Source organism: Alkalicoccus chagannorensis DSM 18086 (assembly GCF_000429725.1).
Taxonomy (GTDB): Bacteria; Bacillota; Bacilli; order Bacillales; family Salisediminibacteriaceae; genus Alkalicoccus; species Alkalicoccus chagannorensis.
The window spans coordinates 24,735-47,212 of the sequence record NZ_AUCK01000025.1 but is presented as its reverse complement, the minus strand read 5'-3'; the positions used below and the strand labels follow the sequence as shown (position 1 = coordinate 47,212).

The following is a 22,478-nucleotide window of genomic DNA, read 5'->3' as shown; positions in this document are numbered from 1 at the left end:
GGATTATGCCTCCTCATCTGCGGCCGCATGCAGGGCCTGCTCTAAATCATTAATAATATCGTCCGCGGCTTCAATGCCGACAGAAAAACGCAGCAGCTGATTGTCTACCCCGAGTCCCATGCGGACCTCTTCCGGAACATCTGCGTGCGTCTGCGTCGCGGGATAAGTCATCAGGCTTTCAACGCCGCCGAGACTCTCCGCAAAGGAGATAACAGATAAGCGCTGGAGAAGCGGGTTGACCATACGCTCTTCTTGCACTCGGAACGACAGCATCCCGCCGCGCCCCGGGTACAGCACCTCGGTGACAAGGGAGTGCGCTTCCAGAAACCGGCTGACCGCAGCTGCGTTCTCTTCATGTTTCTGCATCCGCAGCTGCAGCGTCTTCATCCCGCGGATCACGAGCCAGGAATCGAGCGGTCCCAGTACGGCACCGATACTATTATGATAATAAAAGAGTTTCTCGCCGATGTCGGCGTCCGCCGCAACGAGCAGTCCTCCGATCACGTCATTGTGTCCGGCAATATATTTGGATGCACTGTGAATCACAATATCCGCCCCGTCCTCAATCGGCCGCTGCAGAATCGGGGTGTAGAACGTGTTATCAACAATGAGCATGATATTGAATTCCTCCGCAATCGCGGCGAACTCTTTCAGATCGGCCTCCTGCATCAGCGGGTTCGTCGGAGTCTCTACATAGAGCGCCTTCGTATTCTCATTCACCGCATTACGGAAGGCGTTGAGATCGTGCGGGTGCGCATAATGAAACGTAAGCCCCCAGCGGGTCCAGCCGTTTTCAAATAAGCGGTACGTGCCGCCGTATAAATCGCTCGTCGCGATGATTTCATCCCCGCTCTCAAATAAGGAAAGAACCACCTGGATCGCGGCCATGCCGGACGCACAGGCAAGTCCGCGTGCTCCACCTTCGGCCTCTGCGATCGTTTCTTCTAATATCTGCCTTGTCGGGTTGCCTGTTCGTGAATAATCAAAACCGGTGGATTGACCGATTCCTTCGTGCCGGTAGGCAGTCGAAAAATGAACCGGCGCATTGACGGCTCCTGTGACGTGATCCCGCCGGTTGCCGGCCTGGACGAGACTGGTTTCTAACTGATGTCGTTTCGTCATACGATCCCTCTTCTCCAGATAAAATAAAAAATCTCCTTTATCCCGGGCTGCAAGATAAAGAAGAGAGAGTGCTTTCGTAGGTTCTCTTATCTTACAGGCGGTCCGGGCCCGCAGGAATTAGCACCTTGCCTTCGGCTGGTTGCTGAGACATCAACGGGCCTGTCCCTCCGTCTCTCTTGATAAGATATCGATCATTATGCAATTGGATCAGCGGTGCTTCCACCGATGACTGATATTTCACTATTTTAACGAAATTACGGCTTTTCTGCAATGAATACTTATGCTCCCGGACGAAAATACCTCCATCACGATCTCTGCCTCTTCATTCCAAAGGTCTTTGGATGCATTTCTGTCCATGTAACATGGACTACATTCCAGGCATATCAACTCCCGTCTGCTTCACACAGTTTTCCATAAATAAAACAGAAGCGCAAAAAGGTTTCTTTTCCAAAAATGGTGGTATTAAATAGAGTAGAAAGCATGAACAATAGGTGTACATAAAGTATACAATTGTTCAACTTTCAAAAATAGAATAAAGGGGTTGTAAAGAATGCTGAAAAGAAGTCTGCTTGTGATGCTCGTTGCTATTCTTTCATTTGGTCTTTTCGCTGGTGCCGCTGCTGCTGGCAGTCATGATGGAGATGACGCTATGGTCCGTGTGCTCCATGCTTCACCGGATGCACCTGAAGTCGATGTGTACGTCAATGGAGACCCAGCTGTTGAAGGCGCTGCCTTCCAGGACATCACAGATTACCTCGCCCTTCCGGCCGGTGATCACGAAGTCGCCGTTTTCCCTGCTGGTGAAGGCGGAGAAGGTGATCCCGTTGTAGAACAGACCCTGACAGTAGAAGCAGGACAGCATTACACCGTCGCTGCGGTGGATCTGCTTGAAAACGTCCGCCTGGAAGCTTTTGCAGATGACAACACAACCGAAGACGGCATGACGAAAATCCGAGTCGGTCACTTGTCCCCTGGTGCACCGGCAGTGGATGTCGGCCTTGTCGGCGGTGACTCCCTCTTTGAAGGAGCAGAATTCTTTGCAGTAACCGATTACCTCGATCTTGATCCGGACACGTATGATCTGGAAATCCGGGCTGCCGGTACAGAAGATGCTGTTCTGGACCTTTCCGGTACAACGCTTGAAGCAGACACCGTCTACTCGGCTTATGCAGTAGGCGCTGACGCGGATGAGCTGGAAGTGGTGCTCGTAGCAGACGATGCCCACAGCATGCCGGCGGATATGCCGCAGACAGGCATGGGCGGTGCTTCGGCATCTAATGGCATGATGCTCCCAATCACGCTGGTTCTACTGGCGGGTGGACTCGTTGGCTTCTTTTTTCTCCGCAGCCGCGTCCAGGCTTAACCTTCTCCTGATCGCCGTTGTGTTCCTCGCAGCCGGCTGTGCAGCCGGCGCCGGAACGCTGCTCAACGCTGGAGAATTCACTACCGGGACCTCTGCATCCGATCTGCGGGGGGACCGGATCCTGCTGAGCTCTCCTGATGAGCCGCAGGAGAACCCCTCTGACTCCGGTCCTGTTGTTCACGAAGTACAAGGCAGTACCTCCTCCGGCACGGTACCAGCCTCCATCTCTATTCCCGGCATTGACGTGGAGGCACCGGTCGAAGGCATGGGACTTGAACCCGATGGAGCGATGGCCGTACCGGACACCGGCTGGGAAACAAGCTGGTTTTCCGGTGGAGCTGCTCCCGGGGCACAGGGAAATGCTGTTATTGCAGGGCATGTTGATGACATGAATGGCCCTGCTGTCTTCTACGATCTGCACGAATTGGAAGCAGGAGATCCTATCTATGTTACAGGAGAAGACGGCACGATTCTGACCTTTGCTGTCGAATCCGAAGCAATATATCCTTATGATGATGCGCCGATTGAAACGATATTCGGCCCATCGGATGAACGGCGCCTGAACTTGATTACATGCACAGGGGAGTTCGACCGGAATGTCGGCACACACCGGGAACGGCTCGTGCTGACAGCAGTACTGGTCGATGTAGAAGCTTCCCCTTCCTGATATTTTCCGGGCAGGTTCAGGAAAGTCGAGTGGAAGTCAACTACTTGGATGTATGAAGAGGCGGCCTGCAGCCGGACTCTGCATGAAAGCGGGTACTCCTTTGCCTGGAGTGCCCGCCCTTTTTTGGTGATAAACATGTATACGTCTTTACCGAGAGAGCCGGCGCCACCCTGCGTGAACATCCTGCGTTTAAGAAGGGTTACTGCCCCACATGAAAGTATCTGACCTGTATCCGGTGTCCTTCCGCCCGCTGGTGAGTTGACGCTGCATGGTTCAGACGATATGCTTTTTGACATAACTACTGCCGCGTTTGATGGCTGTTTGAGGTGATAAGATGTCTACACGAAAATTGACGGTCATGGCCATGCTCACCGCTGTCGGCCTCGTCGGTGCCGCCTTTATCTGGTTCCCGGCCGGCGTTGCTCGAGCGTATCCGGTGCAGCATGCCGTGAACGTCATTGCTGCCGTCACGCTCGGTCCTGGCCCGGCCGTTTTGATCGCTTTCATGATCGGCCTGCTCCGTAACCTGCTTGGTCTCGGCACACTGCTCGCTTTTCCGGGCGGGATGATCGGTGCGCTTCTTGCGGGACTTGCCTACCGCTGGAAAAAGAAAACCTGGAGTGCTGCTGCGGGAGAGGTCTTTGGAACCGCCGTCCTCGGCTCCCTCGCTGCTGTTCCGCTCGTACGAATTTTCCTTGGCGAAGGGGCTGCCGTTCTCGCTTTTGTTCCCGGCTTCCTCATCAGCTCCCTTGCCGGCGCCTTGATTGCCCTCGTTATTTTGAAAAAATGGCGCCCAGACTGGCAGAAGGAGTAGGATAAGCCGACAAGCGGGCGGCGCTGCTGCAGGTTCTTAGAGGAAAGCGCGGGGCTTCATGCTTCCCACGCAGCAGACAACGCCGCCGTACCCCCGTATAAAACCGTATATATTCAGTTCTCATTCACATGTTGGGGTGATTAGGCTCAGGAATGCTCAAACGATCTTCAAATGGCGGACCTATGATTCTCTTTGAAAAGAAAAAACAAAAACGAACCCTTTTCAGGAGGGAAGGGCGGCGACGCCAGAGGGATCAAGCGCAGTCCGAACATCCTCCTCGCAAAGAGAGGAGAGTTGAGGGCAAGCCCCTTGGCAAGCGTCCGCCTGAAACGGAAGAAAAGATGCCACGGAAATGAACCTCTACCCCAACATTTATTTTAGAACCATATATTCCTATCATCCAAAAAAAACAGGTCCCGGAGATGTCCGGGACCTGTTTTTTATGCTGCTGTAATCTTTTCACACATAGCTGCACAACGGTCGCATACTTCTGCGCAGCGCTGACAGTGGTCGTGATGATGCTGGCGGCATTCGTCTGCACACGCCCGGCAGATAACTGCACAGGTGCGGAGCAGCTCTTCTGCGAACGGCGTATCTCTTGTCAGCGCCTGTTCTACGTAGCCGCAGAAATCCGAACATTCCCGGTCCAGCCGGATGCAGTTCACCATATGCCCGGGATCTTCTTCCTGAAGGCACGCATCAAAACAGTGATTACAAGTTTCCATACATTCATGCAGGATGCTCGTCAGCTCGTCTCTTTGCTGCAGGTCCATACAATCTCCCCTTTTCATAGAATGTACTAGTTTCATTCCACTGCTCTTCCATGCATAAACTCGTTTATGCACCATCAGACCGGGAATAAGAGTTAAATAGAAAAGAAGATGGAAAGGAGCCGTACCAATGCCGTGGAACATGACCGACTATCCAAGCTCTCTGAAAAACCTCGAGACCCCCGTTCGAAAAAAAGCCGTCGACATCGCGAATACGATGGTGGAAGAAGGCTATGAGGAAGGAGAAGCCATCCCTATCGCAACAGAGCAGGCGAAAAAATGGTACAACAGCGCGGACGATCACGAGATAGAGCAGCTGCTCCAGCAGGCACAGAGTGAGATCGAATCAGCGGATTCTGATGGCAGCGCCTCTCCGGAACTACAGGACCGCGACGTTCTGGTCGAACCGCATGAGAACGGCTGGGCCGTCCGCACCCGCACGGCCGAAAAACCTTCCGACGTTTTCCCAACGAAAAAAGAAGCCCGAAGCCGGGCTTCCTCTATAGCTGAGAACAAAGGAACCAACATACGGGAATACAAACAGGACGGTTCTCGTTCCGAACCATAAAAGGGGAAAATCACGGTTTCCTCTTTGATCCTTCCAGCTTTTCGCTCAGGGACAGCTCCTCAGCTCCTGCTGTAAGACGAATCCACGCTGGAGGCACTCTGGAGAACCATCCTTCTTTCCCGCGATCCGGCTCGTTACGTCTCGTTTTCAATCTGGGATCCATGCCAGACAGTATTCCAGTCCACCTCCGGGACCAGCCCTTCTTCCGCTGCCCTTGTCAGCAGGTTTTCAACCGCATAGCGCCCTTCCGATCCAAGCGCCATAGAGAATTCATTCACATACAAATCGATATGCGAGTCGGCCACCTGCTCGGACATTTCCTGTGCGTGCTCCATCACATAGGCCCGCGATTTTTCCGGATCTGCCCACGCCTGCGCGAGTGACGTCCGAACTGCAGCTGCCAGCAGTTCGGCATCCACACTCTTTTTGGCGATAATGGCTCCTAATGGAATCGGCGCGCCTGTATCGGCCTCCCACCACTCGCCAAGGTCGACCCGTTTCGTGAGTCCGTATTGATGATAGGTGAATCTGGCTTCGTGAATGACGAGCCCGGCGTCCACCCTGCCATCCCGGACGGCCGGCATGATATCGTCGAAAGGCAGCACCTGAATCGCTGCCTGACTGGACTGCTGCTGCTTCTGCCACAAGCGGAACAGCATATAAGCGGTGGATTTTTCGCTCGGCACGGCGATGGTTTTCTGTCCCCACGCTTTCTCTTCCGGCTGTTCCTTCTCCAGCAGGAGTGGCCCGCATCCTCTGCCGAGTGCTCCTCCGCACTGCAGCAGCTGATAATGTTCTGCTGCATAAGGAAAAGCCGCGAAAGATATTTTCATGACATCGGGCCCAGTCTGCTCTGCAGCCCATCCATTCGTTTTATCAATGTCTGCATACACAATCTCTTCCGGGGCCTGTACCCCGGGAATCTGATTATGGACGAGATCGTGGAAAATAAATGTATCGTTTGGACATGGGGAAAATGCGATGCTTTTCATCATGGCTGTAGTACCTCCTCCAGGAGCCGGCAGGAGTGCGCCAACGCATCGAGCGCCTCATCCAGCTTCCATACTTGTTCTGATCTTGGTCCTGCTGTATTCGATATCGTCCGCAGTTCCAGAAAAGGAATGCCGGCTTCGGCTGCTGCGGCGGCGGCCCCGGCGCCTTCCATCGCCTCTGCGGCGGCTTCGGGCCATTGTTCCATACGGGTCCGGCAGGTTGCCTCCGTTCCCGCAGCCGTCATTACTGTCAGGATCTGTCCCTGCTGAAACGGCAGCTTCTCTTTTATCAAATCAAGGGCTCCCGGCCATTCGTTCCGTCCGAAGCCCATCTCCGTCACAGGAAGAAAACCATCCTCTTTCTCTGCCCCGAGTTCCGGCAGCACACTTGAACGAGCAAGTACGGTACTGCCGATTTGCGCTCGGCCCGGGTAGGCACCGGCTATACCGGCATTCACAATCATATCCGGTTTTTCGACGGCGAGGAGCGAGGCTGTGCGGACGGCTGCCTGCACCGGACCGAATCCACAAGTGTGGACGGGCGATCGAACTGAACGGGCCACGGCCTCTTTTTCCTTATTTACGGCGGTAATATACAAAATTCGTCCCATGTCTGTACTCCCTTTTTAGGATGCTTCATTATTTTCGACAACATTCATGTATCAGTGTAGCAGTTACAGGGTATAATGAAAATGTTTCGCGCTTTTATACCTTCCTCCTGCTCGATTTGTTATAATGAAGCAGGTACCCGCAGAAAAAAGCAGATTATGTCGAAACAAAAGACAGTAGACAGACACATGACCGGCTTTTCCGGTCCGACGAACCACCAGGAGGTAATCAGAACATGCATGAAGTTGTTTATGTCAGCCTGCTTGGGCTGCTCGTTCTCTATATAGGTATACGAGAGCGGAAAAAAATGCAGCGGAGCATCAACCGAATTGACAAAAGAATCCTCATTAACGGCATCCGCGGCAAGTCCACGGTCACCCGGCTGATTATGGGAATCGCCAGAGAAGCGGGTCACCGGACAGCCGGAAAAACAACCGGCACCTCCCCGCGGCTTTTTTATTGGGATCAGGAAGACGAGATTCCGATCACACGAAGCCTGCAGGGTCCCAACATATCTGAACAGAAAATCATCAACCACGCCGTATCCAAACGAAGGGTCGATACGTTTGCCGCTGAATGTATGGCGGTCAACCCCGAATATCAATACATCTTCGAGAAACATTTCGTCCAGCCGCACATTACGGTCATCACGAATATTATCGAGGACCACCTCGATTCCATGGGACCGACGCTGGATCAGATTGCGGAAGCCTTCAGCCGTACTATCCCGAAAAACGGATGGGTGGTCCTTCCGGAAAATGAATACGCAGACTACTTCAGGAAAGAAGCGGCCAAGAAGAATTCAGAAGCCGTCTTTTTCTCGACAGAAGGCATCGACGAGAGCTACCTCCAGCAGTTTCCTTATATGATGTTTGCCGAAAATGCTGCGATCGGCCTCGCTGTGGCAGATATTCTCGATATTGACCGGGAGACAGCCATGCGGGGCATGGTCAACGCTCCGGTCGATCCAGGAGCTATGCGCATCCACACTTTCGGTCCGGAAGAAGAGCCGAGCTGGTTCTTTAATGGCTTTGCCGCTAATGATGCAACGTCGACGCAGAATATCTGGAACCGTATTCTGGAGCTTGACTACGACGCCGAGCATAAAGCGGTGCTGATGAACTGCCGGGACGACCGGGTGGAGCGGACCATTCAGTTTGTCGAAGAAGTCCTTCCGCATCTTGAAGTCGATACGCTGATTGCAACCGGACGCGCAGCCGGTCCGGTGGCGCAGGCCTATGAAGAGGGCCGCCTCCCGGCCGGAGAATTCATTAATTTAGAGAAGAAAAGCACTTCCGAAGTACTCCGCCGCATTGAACTGCTACCTCCGAAAACCATCTTGTACGGTATCGGAAATATTCACGGCGGCGGCGAAGAGATTGCCGAAGGAGTCGAAGCAATGGCAATGAAGGAGGCTATTGGCAGCGAAACGCCAGCAGCCTTCCCGCCCCGCCGAAGCAGAACCCTCGCGGAACAGAACTGACAACCAAACCGGCGCCGTGCTGCGCCGGTTTCATCCGGAGTCACCGGAAACTGAAAAATAAGGAGCTGTCATACGTTGTTTGGAACGGACTTATATATTGCGATTGTTATTGGTGTTCTTCTTTCCCTTCTCTATTCAGAGAAGACCGGTATTGTTCCGGCTGGACTTGTTGTCCCAGGCTACCTGGCCCTCGTGTTTGATCAGATTATGTACCTGCTTGTCGTAGCTGCGATCAGTATTGTTACATACCTTGTTGTCACCCAGCTGATCAGCCGATTTACCGTTCTTTACGGCCGGAGAAAATTCGGCGCTATGCTTGCTGTCGGCATCATCTTGAAAATGGCATGGGACTTCTCCTATCCGCTTGTCGGGTTTGAAATCTTCGAGCTCCGGGGGATCGGGGTTATCGTCCCCGGTCTCATCGCCAACTCGATACAGAAACAGGGGATTCTGCCGACGTTCTCTTCCACGTTTATCATTGCCTTTGCCACTTTTGTCATTATTACTGTTTATCATTTATTTTAGAATGGGTGACCCAGCATGACGAAGCGAGAATTTACTTTTCATGAAAAAATGAAGCTGTTTCAACAGCGCCATAAAAAGCATGCCCTGCGCGATTCGTTAATAACCCTGGCCGTATTGTCCATCCCTCTATTCGGATGGAGCATGTTTGTGGCCGGCGGCGAACCGCAAGAAACGAGAGAGGATGACGTAGAATACCGCATGTCCATGGTGGGCGATATGCTGCTGGGACGTCACGTACTCGATGCAGCCAACCAGCAGGGCGAAGACATCAGCCGCGTGTTCCGCTACGTTGAGCCGTTCTTTGAAGATTCGGATTTTACGACTGGAAACTTTGAGAACCCGGTCATCGGCGAGTTTGATGTGAGTGAAATCGACGAGAGAATAGCGGAAGACGATATCGACATCGAGGAGCTTTCCAACTCCATCTACCGCGAAGAGGGCCTGCAGGAGGCTGGTTTTTCCGAGTCGGACATTGACACGTTCCGCCTCCCGGAGGACGCTATTGAAGAAGCTGAACTCTACAACAAAGATATTCATTTTTACGCTGAACCAAACTCGATCGATGCACTTATCGATGCAGGGTTTGACTCGGTGAATCTGGCCAACAACCATATGCTTGACTATGGAAGTTTGTCTGCTGAGCAGACTCTTGCCCATTTTAAAGATCATGAAGACGAGATTGATACGCACGGCATCGGTGACCTTCTGACGACAAATGAAGATAACGTTGAAGAAGACGAGCTGAATGCCGGTGAGGTGAAAACGTACGATATCGACGATGATACGACGATGGGCATTGTCGGGATTACCGATGTCTTTGTGCAGGGATTCAGCGCCTCGGACACCGTATCAGGTGTATTCACAACGGAATATGTCGGACTGGAAGTACTGCGCTCGCAGATGAATGACGTACAGGACGACGTCGACATTCTCGCTGTGCACATCCACTGGGGAGATGAGTACCAGGTAGGCTATAACGAAGAGCAGGAAGAGCTTGCGGACTTCCTGGCTAATAACGGCGCCGACCTAATCATCGGCCACCACTCCCACGTATTGGAACCCGTCACGATCGAGGAAGGGAACGACGGAAACAATACCCTTGTTATCAACAGCCTGGGCAACTTTGTCTTTGACCAGGGATGGTCACGTACGAAAGAATCGGCTATTGCCCAACTCGATTTTCTCGAAGACGGATCCAGAGAGCTTTCCTTTGTACCGATGCGGATTCAAGATACCATACCTAGAGAAACCGCGGGTCCTTTGAAACCGTACTATGATTACCGTATATTCCGGACGCTGCGCAAAGAGCTGGACCGGGATCTTTGGGATGTGGAGAACGACCGGCTTGTTATTGACCTTGATGCCGCCGGCGTTCTGGATTAATGAAGGAGTGACCTCATGAATTACAAACCTTATTTAAAGTGGACTCATATTGCTTCCTCCGTTGTGCTCGTCGGGCTTATTGCATGGAACGTCTATTTCTCGAATGCCTTGGACCCTTTTCGTGATCCGTACTCCGGCTCCGCCTATGAAGATCGGCAGGTAGACACCATTGAAGTCGGAGGTAACGAGGAGAGTATTGAGCCGGAGCAGCCTGAATCAGAAAATCAGCCTGACGAAGATGCTGACGAGAACGAACAGCACACGGAAATGGAAGAAACTCCGGGACCGATCGGTGTGTACGGTGTAAGTTCGGCTCACCCACTAGCAGCTGAAGCAGGGATGGAAATCCTGGAGCAGGGCGGCAATGCGATTGATGCCGCTGTAGCCGTTTCGCTGACGCTGAACGTCGTAGAACCATACGGATCCGGTATCGGCGGCGGCGGCCTGATGATGGTCCATGATCCTGAGGAAGGCGCCTTGACCTATGATTATCGTGAAGCAGCAGCCGAGAGCAGTGACTTGTTTAACGGAAACAGTCTGAAAGATAACCAGATAGCTGTACCCGGCCTGGTAGACGGACTTCATACAGCTCACAGCGAAATGGGAGAGCTTCCGTGGGACGAACTTTTTGATACGCCTATCAACTATGCCCGCGAAGGGTTCGACGTAGGTAATATCTTCTACCAGCAGACTGGAAACGCTGCCCGAAGACTGGAAGCGAACATGGATGCGGACGATTTTAATCGCTTCTTCCCGGAGGGTCAGACATTGGAAGTGAATGAAACGCTGGAGCAGGAAGAACTCGCCGAGACTTTCGAATTGATCCGGGAAGACCCGTCCGCCTTTTATGACCAGCTGGCAGAAACGCTTGCTGAGGATCCTGCTTTCGGCTTCACGGAAGAAGATTTCAGCGCATATGAAACACAGGTGACGGACCCCGTGGAAGCTGAGATTGGAGACCAGACTGTCTATGGCGGTCCTTCCCCTTCCTCTGGTGCCGTCGTTGTACAGGGCCTTCAGCTTGCTGAACAGTTAGAAGAAACCGGCCATCTGGAAACCATTCTTGAAGAAAACCTTCCAGAAGGCGAAGAGCTCAACTCGGATTCAACTGCGATGCAGCAGCTGGTTAATGAGCCGGAACACCTGCACAGCTATATGCATCTTGTCAATGAGATTGCCAAGGTCACCTACAGCAGTCGACTTGATACACTCGGTGATCCGGAATTTGCTGACGTAGAGCACGCAGCTCTTACCGACGACACTTTCATCAGCGAGCTGCTGGAAAACATGTCGTACGAAGGCATTTCGGCTCCGGGAGAATTGTTTGACTCTCCTGCTGAGACAGCCGATGCCCGGCACACGACCCATTTTGTCATTATTGACCAGGATGGTCGAATGGTATCGTCTACTCACTCTCTTGGGGAGTTTTATGGCTCTGGTTACCATATAGACGGATTTTTCCTGAATAACCAAATGAATAACTTTAGTGACAACGAAGAATCACCGAACTACTTTGAACCTGGCAAACGACCGCGGACGTTCGTTGCTCCGATGATTTTTGAAGAAAAAGGCCGTCCTGTACTAGGAATAGGCTCTCCAGGAGGACGCCGCATTCCTGTAATGCTGCTTCAGACCATTCTCCAATATCAGCACGGTATCAATGAAGATGGAGAAGAGATGAACCTTCAGGAGGCCATTGAGCATCCACGGTTCTATAATGAGGATGATGTTATATATGTCGAAGATGAGGATATCTCTCCAGAAGCTGTCGAACGTCTCCGCGGAGAGGATTACCAGTATTCGGTTGTCAGTCATACCTCGCCGCTCTTTTATGGGGGAATTCAAGCAACTGGCCTGACCTTAAACGATGGCGGCGATGTTACCGGCATTTACGGCGGCGGCGATCCGCGTCGTAACGGGGCATGGCAGATAGATCAGGACGACATGGAATAACGCCGCCTGTCTCTGACAGAGGTTTTAACAGGAGGCAGATTCCTCTGCCTTCCTCTCAATAAAAAGGAAAGGCCCTCACCATCATAATATGGAGAGGGCCTTTCTTATCAAGCATGCAAGTTGTTCAAATGGACCAGCATCTGCTCAGGCACGCTCAATTTTAAACAGGCTGTCTAGGTCATGATTTGAGGCTTTCTCTCGTCGCGAGCTCCTTGCATCTCCGGCCCATGGGAAATAATTGAGGAGTACAACCAGAGGGAGGGCACTGCTTACTCAGGCGTCTCGTGTTTCCTCTGCTGAGGCCATATCCAGGCGAACTTTACCATCAGCGTCCCCTGATGGTTTTCATAGAATCGGCTCGTCGAACTTCCCGGCTTCCCTTCGATGGTTTGAAGGCGTTTCCTCCTGCCAAGAACAGGGTACTGGTCAGGAAAGGGGGAATACATGATGGATATCGCAGTAGTTGGGGGCGGCCTCGCGGGCGTGTTTGCCGCTCGACGGCTTAAAGAAGCCGGTCACCGCCCTTTTATTATTGAAAAAAGCCGCAGCGTCGGTGGACGAATGGCCACACGGCGGATGGACGGTGGAAAAGCCGACCACGGGGCACAATTTTTCACTGCCCGGTCTGAGGCGTTCAAACGCATGGTGCATGACTGGGAAAAGCAGGGGCATGTCACTCCCTGGTTCGGAGAAGACCATCCCCGTTACCGTGCTTCTTTTGGGATGAATCAGCTCGTGAAACATATGGCCGAAGACATCAGCGTTATTCTGCAGGAAAAAATCATTCGTGTGGAATCCGAGGATTTCGGATTAACGCTGGCTTCTGAAGACGGGGAGTTGTACACGGCTGATGCAGCGATTCTGACAGCCCCCGTTCCTCAAACGCTGGAGATGCTGGAGCGTTCCTCTCTCGAAATAGAGACGCACACGAGTGCAGCCCTGGCAGCTTTTCATTACGATCCATGCATTGCAGGTCTCTTTCACCTGAAAGAGCCGCAGGCGTTCGGAGACCATGGCCTCATGGACCAAAGCCTGCCTGAAGGTGTTGCCAAAGCGGCCGCGAACGATCAGAAAGGGATATCGGAAGAACCAATCGTGACTGTCTATATGACCGCCGAGTGGAGCAAATCTCATTTCGAAAACGAGGATGACGATATTTTACAAGCGTTGCAAGCGGCCGTCTCTTCCATCTGGACGTCCGACATCCATGATGTGCAGCTGAAAAAATGGCGTTATTCCGATGCACTTCACGTACATCATGCCCCTTATTACCAGCTGGACAGCTATCCGCTCTACCTTGCCGGGGATGCGTTTCTCTACCCTGATGATGAGGCAGGATACACCAGGGTCGAAAGCGCGGTTCTTTCCGGTCTGGCAGCTGCGGAGGCACTCCTGTAATCACGAAAAGCACCGCATCACGTTGATGACGGCGCATGGACGAACTCCCTTCTCCCACCGGAAGCATCCTGCTCTTCCGGTGGGTTTTCGTCCAGCTGTTATATAAAATGCTCCGTCTCTTTTCGTTTGCAGCAGAGCATCCGTCCACCTGCGTGATGTTCCTTCTCCCTTCCTGTAGATACGATGCGCGTACGCCTGCGTACAGGCCGGCTCAGCCCCCACCGCAGGTTGTCGCTTCGTTACGTTGTATCTGACAACAAGTACCAAGGAAGGACGATCAGTTCGGAACGAATCGGCGGAAAATAAAATAACAACTTCGATGTTTACTTCCATGCAGGAAAGGGTAGAGGTTACTAAGGACGAAAGTATAAGAGGCTCAACCATCACTCCGCCCGTCTACGTGAACGAATCCCGTGCTGAAATGACGCAGATTCCTGCTGATCAACACGAACCCAGTGCAACTGCGGAGAATGCCTTTTGAGCTGCTCCAGCGACTGACCACGACAAGGGTCCTGATGAACACATTGGGAAGTACGCCTGAAAGGTACCGGTTGGGTCTCTTATACCGTCGTCCTCACCACCGACCAACAGCGTGCAGCCAGCGAATCCGCTGAAACAAAAAACACCGCCACGACGGCGGTGTTTTTTTGCTGTGCTTCCCGGGTTACCCTTGAACAGCTGCCAGAAACAGCAGTACATACGACGCGAGAAAGGCAGCAGCCCCAAGCCCGATCAGCCTCTTTTTCCATACATCGGTCAGCGGAGGACGTGCCGGCAGCTGCCCCTCAGCGGCAGGCGCGAGCCGATTGCGGTAATAGATGGTGACAAACGCGAGGATTCCTCCCATCTGCAGCAGAAAGAACAGGGAACTCCACCGGCTTTCTGTGATCAGCTCCATTCCCCCTATAAGCTCGAACAAAAACGCATGAATGATGCTGTAAACGACGAGGACGCCGAACAACAACATCGTCAGCTTGATTAACATACGAAACATGAAACAGGACTCCTTCGTGGATCAGCAGCACACAACAGCGGTGTGCCTCTCTCCTCTTTTTCTTCTTCCCCTCCGTATTTTAGCAGATTCCCCCTTCTTTCTGTATAATGAAACCTGTAATCCATTATCGTACAGGTCTGCCGTTTGACGGTTGCACCTGCGGGAAGGCTGTGAGTATATGCATTATTTTCAGGAATATATCGATCGAACGAATACACTGTCCGTGAAGTGGGACAGAACGAAAGACGTCTTTCAGACCGAACATCCGCTTCTCCCTATGTGGGTGGCTGATATGGATTTTCATCCTCCGGAAGCTGTGATGGAGGCCATCCAACAGCGGGCGGCCCATGGCCTGTACGGCTATACGTATATCAGTACGCGGGTGAAAGAGGCTGTCCGTGACTGGATGCAGCACCGTCATGACTGGAGCGTTGACCTGGATTGGATCCAGTTCAGCCACGGGGTCGTGCCATCGATCGGCAAAGCAATTCAGGCTCTCACGGAGCCCGGTGATAAAATCGCCCTCCAGTCCCCTGTCTACCCGCCCTTTTTCTCCATGGTGAAAGATAATAACAGGGAGGTTGTTGACTGTCCACTTGTCGAAGAGAACGGGACGTACAGCATCGATTTCAACGAGCTCGAAACGGCTTTTCAGTCCGGGGTACGCATGTTCCTTCTATGCTCTCCGCACAATCCGGTCGGCCGTGTATGGACGAGAGAAGAACTTCAGCAGCTGGGGCAATTGTGCGTCCGTTACGAGGTGATTCTGATTGCAGACGAGATTCATCATGATCTCGTTTTTGCTCCGCACGTGCACGTGCCGGCAGCAGCCTTGTCAGAAGCCATCAGCCGTCAGACCATCACCCTTACGGCGCCGAGTAAAACGTTCAATCTTGCCGGACTGCAGGCCTCCTCTATTATTACGGAAAGAGAAGACTGGAGAACCGCGATGGAGAAAATCGACAAGCAGAACGGGTTTTTCACGCTGAACACGTTCGGTATTCTGGCGATGCAGGCGGCGTACGAGCATGGCGAAAACTGGCTGAACGAACTGCTCCACTACCTGGAAGGCAACATCCGTCTTGTCGATTCTTTCCTCCAGGCTGAGCTGCCGGAAGTGAAAGCATTCCAGCCGGAAGCCACCTACCTGCTCTGGCTTGATTTCCGCGGCACAGGGTTGTCTAACAGCGAGCTCCAGAAAGCACTGCTTGAGAAAGGGGCCGTCGCGATGAACCCCGGCCACAGCTTTGGGGAAGGTGGAAAAGGGTTCGCCCGAATGAACATCGCATGTCCAAGGGATACCGTGAAAGAAGGACTGAAGAGGATCAAAAAAGCCGTGAGACACACATGAGAGCAATCAAGGAATTCTTCCGCCGCTTCCAGGAGCACGGGCTGATTCATCTCGGGGCGCAGAGTGCTTATTTTCTGCTTCTCTCAATTTTTCCTTTCTTGATTGTCGTCGTGAGCCTGCTCTCCTACCTGCCGTTTTCCTACGCCCAGGTGTACCAGCTGCTTCAGCAGATTTACATCCCTCCCGGTGTGCTGGAAGTGATTGAGAACCAGTGGGACATCCTGACAGCCCAAAATCAGCCGGGCCTGCTGTCCTTTGGTGCCCTGTTCACCTTATGGACTGCGTCTCTCGGAATGAATTCCATCCTGCGTTCGTTAAACCTGGCTTATAAAACGACCGAGAAGCGTTCTCTTTTGTTTGAGCGGTTCATTGCCCTCGGACTGACGCTCGGGATGTTCATCGTGATCCTTCTCGCCCTCTTTCTGCAGGGAATCGGATCTCAGGTACAGGAATGGCTGGCGCTGGATTTCGTGATTTTCGATATGAACCTTTTCCGATGGGTCCTTACTTCCACTGTGATCTTTTCCGTCTTCCTGCTGCTTTACTGGGTCGGTCCCAGCGTGCGGCTCCGCTTTCGGGATGTATACATCGGAGCGCTCACTGCGACGGCCGGCTGGCAGCTCCTCTCCTATGCCTTCTCTATGTACCTGAATCAGTTTGCGGATTTCTCCGCCACTTATGGCACGATCGGAACGGTCATTGCACTCATGCTCTGGTTTCACCTTGCGTCGCTTATTCTGTTAATCGGCGGGGAAATTAATGCGATGAGGAAAGAAGAAAAGCTGCTCCGCTTTTCCAGAAAACAAACGTCAGGCTGAAGTCCGGAAGAACCAGAACTTCAGCCTGTTTGTTTCACGTGAAATTAATGTGCAGCAGCGTCGATACGGAGATAATATGGGCCGCTGTACCTGCCAGAACAAAGAGGTGCCAGACGGCATGGTGGTATTTGAATGCGCGCCACATGTAGAAGACAGCCCCTACCGTGTACAGAATGCCGCCGGTAATCAGAAAAGCAAGTCCCGTGCTGGAGAGCGATGCCGTAATCGAATCCCATACGAAGACCATCTGCCAGCCGATGACAATGTATCCTGCCGTCGAGAGGAACATGTATTTTTTCACAAAGAAAAATTTCAGCACCGTACCCGCAAGTGCCGCTCCCCAGACGACGCCGAACAACGTCCAGCCAAGGGGTCCCTGTACAGCAATGAACAGGAAGGGCGTGTACGTTCCCGCGATGAAAAAGTAAATGGAAGCATGATCCATCACTTCAAAGGTGTCTTTCCAACGCCCCTTCGGCAGGGCGTGCAGGAGTGTCGATGAGGTGTAGAGCAGCAGCATAGTCACACCGAAAAGAATAAAACTGACAAGATGGATCGTCGTGCCGTACATAGCCGCATAGACCGTGAGAAGGATCAGCGTGACAATACTGATGACGATGCCGACTGCATGCGTAATGGAATTGACGACCTCTTCTTCTTTCGTGAATGTGTGTGTGCTCATATGTATCTCCTTTGTGTTCATACGTAGTTTCAATAACTACATAGTAACATGTTTCAGCTTTTTCTGCTACTATAAATAACAGGATGAAGCGATTTTTTGCAAGTGATACATGAAATGGATAATGAAGCAGCAGTACGCATGAAGACCAAGCTGACAGATTCCTACTAAAGGAGATGAATGAATGATGTCCCTCGAGAAAAAACTAGAAGAAATGACGCTGGAACGCCATGTTGATGTGGAGCAGCTCCCGGACCTCGATTTGTATATGGATCAAGTCATCCAGCTGTTTGAACTAACCTACCAGGAATTAAAACGCGCCGAGAAAGAGAAGATCATGACGAAAACCATGATCAATAACTACGCCAAAGGCGGCCTGATCTCCCCTGCGAAAAACAAGCGGTATACGAAAGAACACGTGATGCTCATCGGCCTCATCTATGAACTGAAAGGGGCGCTCGCCCTGAAAGACATCCACCACATGCTGACCCACCCTGCTGTACAGGAACATATCAGTGTGCGGGACCTCTATTCCTCTTTTGCACATGACGCTTCAGAGAAAACGGAAGTCACGCGGGCTGCGATGAAGGAACAGGCTGCCGGAGTCGAACTGGACGCGAAAGCATACGATCCGTACGTCCAGCAGGTGCTGCTGATTCTCCAGCTGATTCACCAGAGCAACGTCTACAGACGGGCGGCTGAAAAATTAATTGACGACCTTCCTGCTTCCGAATAAATTTATGGGTTTGAAAATGGCTGAATGATGGTAAATACGTCCATAGGACAGCAGAGCTGCCAAATTTTCTACAGGAGGCGTTTTACCAGATGAATCCGATTTATAAAGAGTTTTACAATGATCAGGAAGTTGTCGATGCCGTAGCAGGATTGAAAGAAAAGAGCATTTCCGAAGACGACATTTATGTCCTGACTCATGACGACGACCGCACGGACCGCGTAGCGGAAAATGCAGATGCTAACACGGTTGATACCGACGACATGAACTTCGGTACGGCAGCGAAGAACGTTTTCCGCAAGAAAGGCGATGAGCTCCGCGCCCAGTTTGAAGAACTCGGTTTTTCTAAGGATCGTGCCAACGAACTCGAAGAAAAGCTGGATGAAGGCAAAGTCATCATCGTCGTGACGAACGCACCTGATGGCATGAGCCTGTAAAAGCCACGCGATCATGAATGAAAAAGGAGCCGTCCCGTGGACAGCTCCTCTCCCAGACACCACCGCGCCGACAGCCGGCGCGGTGGTTTGTTTTGTTGTCAGCTCTGCTGCTTCGGAGGCAGCCGGCTCGGCAGGGACCACTGATAGTGTACAGAAAAGAGCCGCAGGGCCACGACCAGAAGGACGATCCCGAGCAGTTCCAGCGGATGACTGACCCAGCCCATACCGACGACAATGCCGGGAATGATCGTCCAGGCAATATAAATTTCTTTCTGCAGAAACAATGGTTTTCGCCCGGCAAGCACATCCCGGATCATGCCCCCTCCTGTCCCCGTCAGGGCGGCGGCGGCAATCGAAGCACTGAGCGGCAGCCCCATAGAATGGGCATACAGCGCTCCCTGCACCGAAAAAGCACCGAGGCCGATCGCATCAAAAAACACCCCGCGGCGCAGCAGGGTCCAGCGGACGAGGTGCGGAAACAGGAAGGCTCCAGTCATCACGAGAAACGCGATCGTAAACAGGGTTCCCTGATTCCACAATTCTGCGACCGGTACACCAATCAACAGATTTCTCACTGCCCCTCCCCCGAAGGCCGTAATGAAACCTAATATATACACGCCCATCAAGTCGTAGCGCTCTTCCAGCGCAACGTTGACGCCGCTCATTGCAAACGCAATCGTGCCGATCACGTTCAATGTCTCCCACATGAGACCATCCTCCTTTCCCGGCAAAGAACAAAAGCACGGAGCTCCTTTTGTTTGGAACGGCGTGTACCGCAGGCTTGTTAAAGGACCTGCCAGCACACCGCTGTATAGAGAAAAACCACAAACGATATCTATTGTACCCTACATTCCATCCCCTGCCCAGAGCGATGTTTGTTTAGAGGAAGTGCTTCAAGGGAAGATGGACGGAGAGAGATTTTTCAGGAGGTTTTTATGATGGCAGAAAATAAAATGGAATTCCGCGTTACCGGCTCTACAGAAAACATGACAACCCAGGTGGAAACACAGGGTGGACATCATGTGACGATTGACGAGCCGCCGAGCATGGGCGGTGCCGATAAAGGACCCGACCCTCTTGGCAACCTGCTCGCTTCTCTTGCCGGCTGTGAAACGGTTGTGGCTAATATGGTTGCGAAAGAAACCCAATTCGATCTGCAGAGCATCCACTTTGATATTCACGGAGAGCTCGATCCGCGCGGACTGATGGGACAGGCGGATGTACGCCCGTACTTCCAGACCGTGACGGTCCATGCTGATGTAAAAACGAGTGAAGACGAGTCCCGCATTCAGGAACTTCAGGAAAAAACAGATGCACGCTGTCCCGTTTTCACCACGTTGAAAGCAGCAGGCGTCGATATGAAGGTACACTGGAACAAGGCCTGACACCCTTGCCTGCACAGCATGCCCCTTCATAAACCAGAACAACGTGTCTTCCATTTTCCGGATGGAACGCGCCGCGCCAGAAGTCTTTCACTTCTGGCGCGATTTTTAACGTGTGTAAGAAAGCATACAATATCAGAGGAGGAAGACAAGCGCCCCGAAGCGATCGAGGGCTTGAACCGATGGTACCCAGACCAGCGACAGGAGGAGTAGATCATGAAAAAAATCACTGTACGGGCGCTTCTATTCGATGCCTTGAGAGATGCCGGCATCCTCGATGTCTTCGGCGTGCCGGGCGACTACAATTTCGCCCTGTTTGACGAACTCGAAACACGTCCCGACCTTCGGATGATCGTCAGCAGAAATGAATTGAATGCCGGCTACAGTGCAGACGGCTATGCCAGAATCAAAGGAGCTTCCGCTCTCCTCACGACATTCGGCGTCGGCGATTTAAGTGCTGCGAATGCTATGGCCGGCGCCGCCAGTGAATCCATTCCAATCATTCATGTTGTCGGTTCTCCCCCTTCCTCCACACAGGAAGCGAACGCATTGGCACACCACACGCTCATGAATGGCGATTTCGATGTATTCCGGCGGATCCACAGCGAATTAAGCGCAGAAGCTGTGCAAGTGACACCGGAGAATGCGGCCGAAACGATTCCCCGCGTCATTCAGCTGGCTCTGGAACAGCGGCAGCCCGTTTATCTCGACATCCCTCAGGATACAGCGAAAGCCGAGATCGACATGCCGGAGCCGACCTTCCCTGCTCCAATAGAGGCGAAACATGCAGAAAAGACCGCAGACTGGATTCATGAATCGCTCCGCCTTGCAGAAAACCCTGTGCTGCTTGTGGATATGTATACGTCCCGGTTCGGCCTGGAAGATGCCGTCACGGCTTTCAGCCGACATTATCAGCTGCCAACAGCTCAGACCCTGCAGGGAAAGAGCGCCTTTCCCGAGCAGGATAAACAGTATATCGGCATGTACGGCGGCCGCTTCGGCCCGGAGGATGTGCGGGAGCAGGTGGAAGGGGCAGATCTCCTGCTTACAGCAGGACTGCTGCTCTCCGATTTCAATACAGCTAAATTCACGGCAGACCTCCCGGATTCAAAACGCATCGACCTGCAGCCTTTCCACACTTCCCTTTTTGGCGAGTGGATCGAAGGGGCTCCGGCTGCTGCGGTACTCGACCATCTGCTCGACAAAGAGAATGTCGTACGGCCGCCGGGAGAAAGGCACGTGCAGTGGCACGTGCAGTGGCACCTGCCGGAGGAAACGGCTCCTCTGCGGGCAGCGAGCTACTATCCTCTGATTGAAGATGCACTCAGCAGCGACGACCTTCTCGTCGTCGAGACCGGCTCCTTCTCCTATGGAATGCCGTATGTGCAGCTGCCACCCGGAGCCCGGATGCTCAGCCAGGGATCCTGGCAGAGTATCGGCTACGCACTCCCTGCCGCGGTTGGAGCTGCAGCGGCGGCGCCGGAGACAAGGTGCTGGTGCTTCATCGGCGATGGTTCCTTTCAGCTGACAGTGCAGGAACTCAGTGCGCTGCAGACGGAAGGGCTGTCGCTGACTATCGTTCTCTTGAACAACAGCGGCTACAGCGTGGAACGGAACCTTCACCCTGCCAGACCCCATGCAGCCTACAATGATATTCCTTCCTGGGATTATAAAAGAATCACCGAAGCCTTCGTGCCCGATGCCGAGACAATCACGGTACGGCGGGCAGGAGAGCTGCAGGAAGTACTGGAGCGCCCGGCACCGGAGGGGGTCAGACTCATTGAAATGATGGTGGAAGACGCGGAAGACGCTCCACCTCACCTGCGAGCCTTAAACGACTACCTCCAGACGGATTCCTGAGCGAGCCTGAGGCGGGACACGCCTGCTGCCCGGTTCCCTCAGAGCAGAAAAGGACGGAACACGCCTCCGTCTGTTTTTCCGTGCAGCGCATGATGCCGTCGTCTTCCTGTATGAAAACGTGTATATTCCTATACTTCAAAATAAGCGTCACCGGCGGCCGATTGACCCTATGCCGCTCTTGAAAAAAGAGGAAGGTCTACGCTTTTTGGTGTGACCGAGCAGAAGGCGGCGACTTCGACAGGCATAGCGTCTTATTTTTGTACGTGTTGTTTGACGTTTAGATCAAAAGCGCAAAGCGCCTTTTGGTTGGAATGGCGTGCGGAGTCGCTGCAGGCTTTTTTAGGGAAGAAAACGTTCTTTGTTTCTTCCCGAACAGCGCATGGAGCCGCCGTCACACTGTATGAAAACTTATACAGTCCTATCATGCGAAAAAAGAAGCCGATCAGCGAAGAACACGTCTTCCGATCGGCTTCTTTTTTTCCTTGTACAGGCTCCTTGCTCATTCGGACGTGCCTGCCGTCTCTTTCTCCCTGCCTGCTTGTTCCGCTGGAAAGGCTGCCTTTTCATGGAACGCTCC

The 22,478-nt window shown here is 52.7% G+C and carries 22 protein-coding genes and 1 riboswitch; of the genes, 15 read left to right on the top strand and 7 right to left on the bottom strand.

The window, feature by feature from the left end:
• Positions 1-3: 3 nt before the first annotated feature.
• Positions 4-1,122, bottom strand: a complete 1,119-nt coding sequence (locus G477_RS0111815; protein WP_026698125.1) for a methionine biosynthesis PLP-dependent protein — start codon at positions 1,120-1,122, stop codon at positions 4-6.
• Positions 1,123-1,205: 83 nt separating this feature from the next.
• A riboswitch (SAM riboswitch) is annotated at positions 1,206-1,308 on the bottom strand.
• 364 nt (positions 1,309-1,672) lie between these two features.
• On the opposite strand from G477_RS0111815, the gene G477_RS0111810 reads away from it, so the two are divergent.
• From G477_RS0111810 to thiW, 3 genes are all read left to right on the top strand, one after another.
• Positions 1,673-2,485 (top strand): DUF4397 domain-containing protein, encoded by an 813-nt coding sequence (locus G477_RS0111810; RefSeq protein WP_051287973.1) that lies wholly within the window; start codon positions 1,673-1,675, stop codon positions 2,483-2,485.
• On the top strand, positions 2,448-3,152 hold the full coding sequence (locus tag G477_RS19485) for a class F sortase (protein WP_051287971.1): 705 nt from the start codon (positions 2,448-2,450) through the stop codon (positions 3,150-3,152). Before G477_RS0111810 ends, G477_RS19485 begins: the two co-directional genes overlap by 38 nt.
• Before the next feature lie 334 nt (positions 3,153-3,486).
• A complete protein-coding gene (gene thiW / locus G477_RS0111800; RefSeq protein WP_026698123.1) occupies positions 3,487-3,966 on the top strand; it encodes an energy coupling factor transporter S component ThiW in 480 nt (159 codons plus the stop codon).
• Between the two features lie 440 nt (positions 3,967-4,406).
• Here thiW and G477_RS0111795 read toward each other — a convergent pair whose 3' ends face one another.
• Positions 4,407-4,739 carry a four-helix bundle copper-binding protein gene (locus G477_RS0111795; protein ID WP_026698122.1) on the bottom strand — a complete coding sequence of 111 codons (333 nt, stop codon included), beginning with the start codon at positions 4,737-4,739 and terminating at the stop codon, positions 4,407-4,409.
• 127 nt (positions 4,740-4,866) lie between these two features.
• On the opposite strand from G477_RS0111795, the gene G477_RS0111790 reads away from it, so the two are divergent.
• Entirely contained in the window at positions 4,867-5,304 is a 438-nt protein-coding gene (locus tag G477_RS0111790) for a DUF2188 domain-containing protein (protein ID WP_026698121.1), read from the top strand.
• A 134-nt stretch (positions 5,305-5,438) separates the two neighbouring features.
• On the opposite strand, the gene G477_RS19480 is transcribed toward G477_RS0111790, so the two are convergent.
• Positions 5,439-6,296, bottom strand: a complete 858-nt coding sequence (locus G477_RS19480; RefSeq protein WP_035211949.1) for a 1,4-dihydroxy-6-naphtoate synthase — start codon at positions 6,294-6,296, stop codon at positions 5,439-5,441.
• Positions 6,296-6,907 (bottom strand): futalosine hydrolase, encoded by a 612-nt coding sequence (gene mqnB, locus G477_RS0111780; protein WP_026698120.1) that lies wholly within the window; start codon positions 6,905-6,907, stop codon positions 6,296-6,298. The genes G477_RS19480 and mqnB overlap by 1 nt, the downstream gene beginning before the upstream one ends.
• Before the next feature lie 233 nt (positions 6,908-7,140).
• On the opposite strand from mqnB, the gene pgsB reads away from it, so the two are divergent.
• The 5 genes from pgsB to G477_RS0111755 all read left to right on the top strand — a co-directional run bounded on the left by pgsB (position 7,141) and on the right by G477_RS0111755 (position 13,647).
• On the top strand, positions 7,141-8,388 hold the full coding sequence (gene pgsB / locus G477_RS0111775) for a poly-gamma-glutamate synthase PgsB (protein WP_026698119.1): 1,248 nt from the start codon (positions 7,141-7,143) through the stop codon (positions 8,386-8,388).
• A gap of 75 nt (positions 8,389-8,463) precedes the next feature.
• Complete coding sequence (pgsC, locus tag G477_RS0111770; protein WP_026698118.1) at positions 8,464-8,913, top strand: poly-gamma-glutamate biosynthesis protein PgsC; 450 nt, start codon at positions 8,464-8,466, stop codon at positions 8,911-8,913.
• Between the two features lie 15 nt (positions 8,914-8,928).
• Positions 8,929-10,296: a CapA family protein gene (locus tag G477_RS0111765; protein ID WP_026698117.1), complete on the top strand. Its 1,368-nt coding sequence runs from the start codon at positions 8,929-8,931 to the stop codon at positions 10,294-10,296.
• A 15-nt stretch (positions 10,297-10,311) separates the two neighbouring features.
• Positions 10,312-12,249: a gamma-glutamyltransferase family protein gene (locus tag G477_RS0111760; protein ID WP_026698116.1), complete on the top strand. Its 1,938-nt coding sequence runs from the start codon at positions 10,312-10,314 to the stop codon at positions 12,247-12,249.
• Positions 12,250-12,696: 447 nt separating this feature from the next.
• Positions 12,697-13,647, top strand: coding sequence for an NAD(P)/FAD-dependent oxidoreductase (locus tag G477_RS0111755; RefSeq protein WP_026698115.1), 951 nt, complete (start codon positions 12,697-12,699; stop codon positions 13,645-13,647).
• Between the two features lie 664 nt (positions 13,648-14,311).
• On the opposite strand, the gene G477_RS0111750 is transcribed toward G477_RS0111755, so the two are convergent.
• The gene (locus G477_RS0111750; protein ID WP_026698114.1) at positions 14,312-14,641 is read right to left on the bottom strand and encodes a hypothetical protein; all 330 of its coding nucleotides are present in this window, start codon (positions 14,639-14,641) and stop codon (positions 14,312-14,314) included.
• A gap of 178 nt (positions 14,642-14,819) precedes the next feature.
• Here G477_RS0111750 and G477_RS0111745 point away from each other — a divergent pair, with 178 nt between their 5' ends.
• Both G477_RS0111745 and G477_RS19475 read left to right on the top strand, forming a co-directional pair.
• Entirely contained in the window at positions 14,820-15,992 is a 1,173-nt protein-coding gene (locus tag G477_RS0111745; protein WP_026698113.1) for a MalY/PatB family protein, read from the top strand.
• Positions 15,989-16,810, top strand: coding sequence for a YihY/virulence factor BrkB family protein (locus G477_RS19475; protein WP_051287969.1), 822 nt, complete (start codon positions 15,989-15,991; stop codon positions 16,808-16,810). The genes G477_RS0111745 and G477_RS19475 overlap by 4 nt, the downstream gene beginning before the upstream one ends.
• A gap of 34 nt (positions 16,811-16,844) precedes the next feature.
• Here G477_RS19475 and trhA read toward each other — a convergent pair whose 3' ends face one another.
• Complete coding sequence (gene trhA / locus G477_RS0111735; protein WP_156897344.1) at positions 16,845-17,492, bottom strand: PAQR family membrane homeostasis protein TrhA; 648 nt, start codon at positions 17,490-17,492, stop codon at positions 16,845-16,847.
• Positions 17,493-17,673: 181 nt separating this feature from the next.
• Here trhA and G477_RS0111730 point away from each other — a divergent pair, with 181 nt between their 5' ends.
• Together G477_RS0111730 and G477_RS0111725 are read left to right on the top strand one after the other, a co-directional pair.
• Entirely contained in the window at positions 17,674-18,225 is a 552-nt protein-coding gene (locus G477_RS0111730; RefSeq protein ID WP_026698111.1) for a DUF1836 domain-containing protein, read from the top strand.
• 89 nt (positions 18,226-18,314) lie between these two features.
• Positions 18,315-18,659: a YflT domain-containing protein gene (locus G477_RS0111725; RefSeq protein ID WP_026698110.1), complete on the top strand. Its 345-nt coding sequence runs from the start codon at positions 18,315-18,317 to the stop codon at positions 18,657-18,659.
• 98 nt (positions 18,660-18,757) lie between these two features.
• Here the strand turns inward: G477_RS0111725 and G477_RS0111720 are convergent, their stop codons facing one another.
• Positions 18,758-19,366 (bottom strand): trimeric intracellular cation channel family protein, encoded by a 609-nt coding sequence (locus G477_RS0111720; protein WP_026698109.1) that lies wholly within the window; start codon positions 19,364-19,366, stop codon positions 18,758-18,760.
• Between the two features lie 231 nt (positions 19,367-19,597).
• On the opposite strand from G477_RS0111720, the gene G477_RS0111715 reads away from it, so the two are divergent.
• Together G477_RS0111715 and G477_RS0111710 are read left to right on the top strand one after the other, a co-directional pair.
• Positions 19,598-20,044, top strand: coding sequence for an OsmC family protein (locus G477_RS0111715; protein WP_026698108.1), 447 nt, complete (start codon positions 19,598-19,600; stop codon positions 20,042-20,044).
• Between the two features lie 213 nt (positions 20,045-20,257).
• Entirely contained in the window at positions 20,258-21,901 is a 1,644-nt protein-coding gene (locus tag G477_RS0111710; protein WP_051287967.1) for an alpha-keto acid decarboxylase family protein, read from the top strand.
• Positions 21,902-22,478 lie beyond the last annotated feature (577 nt).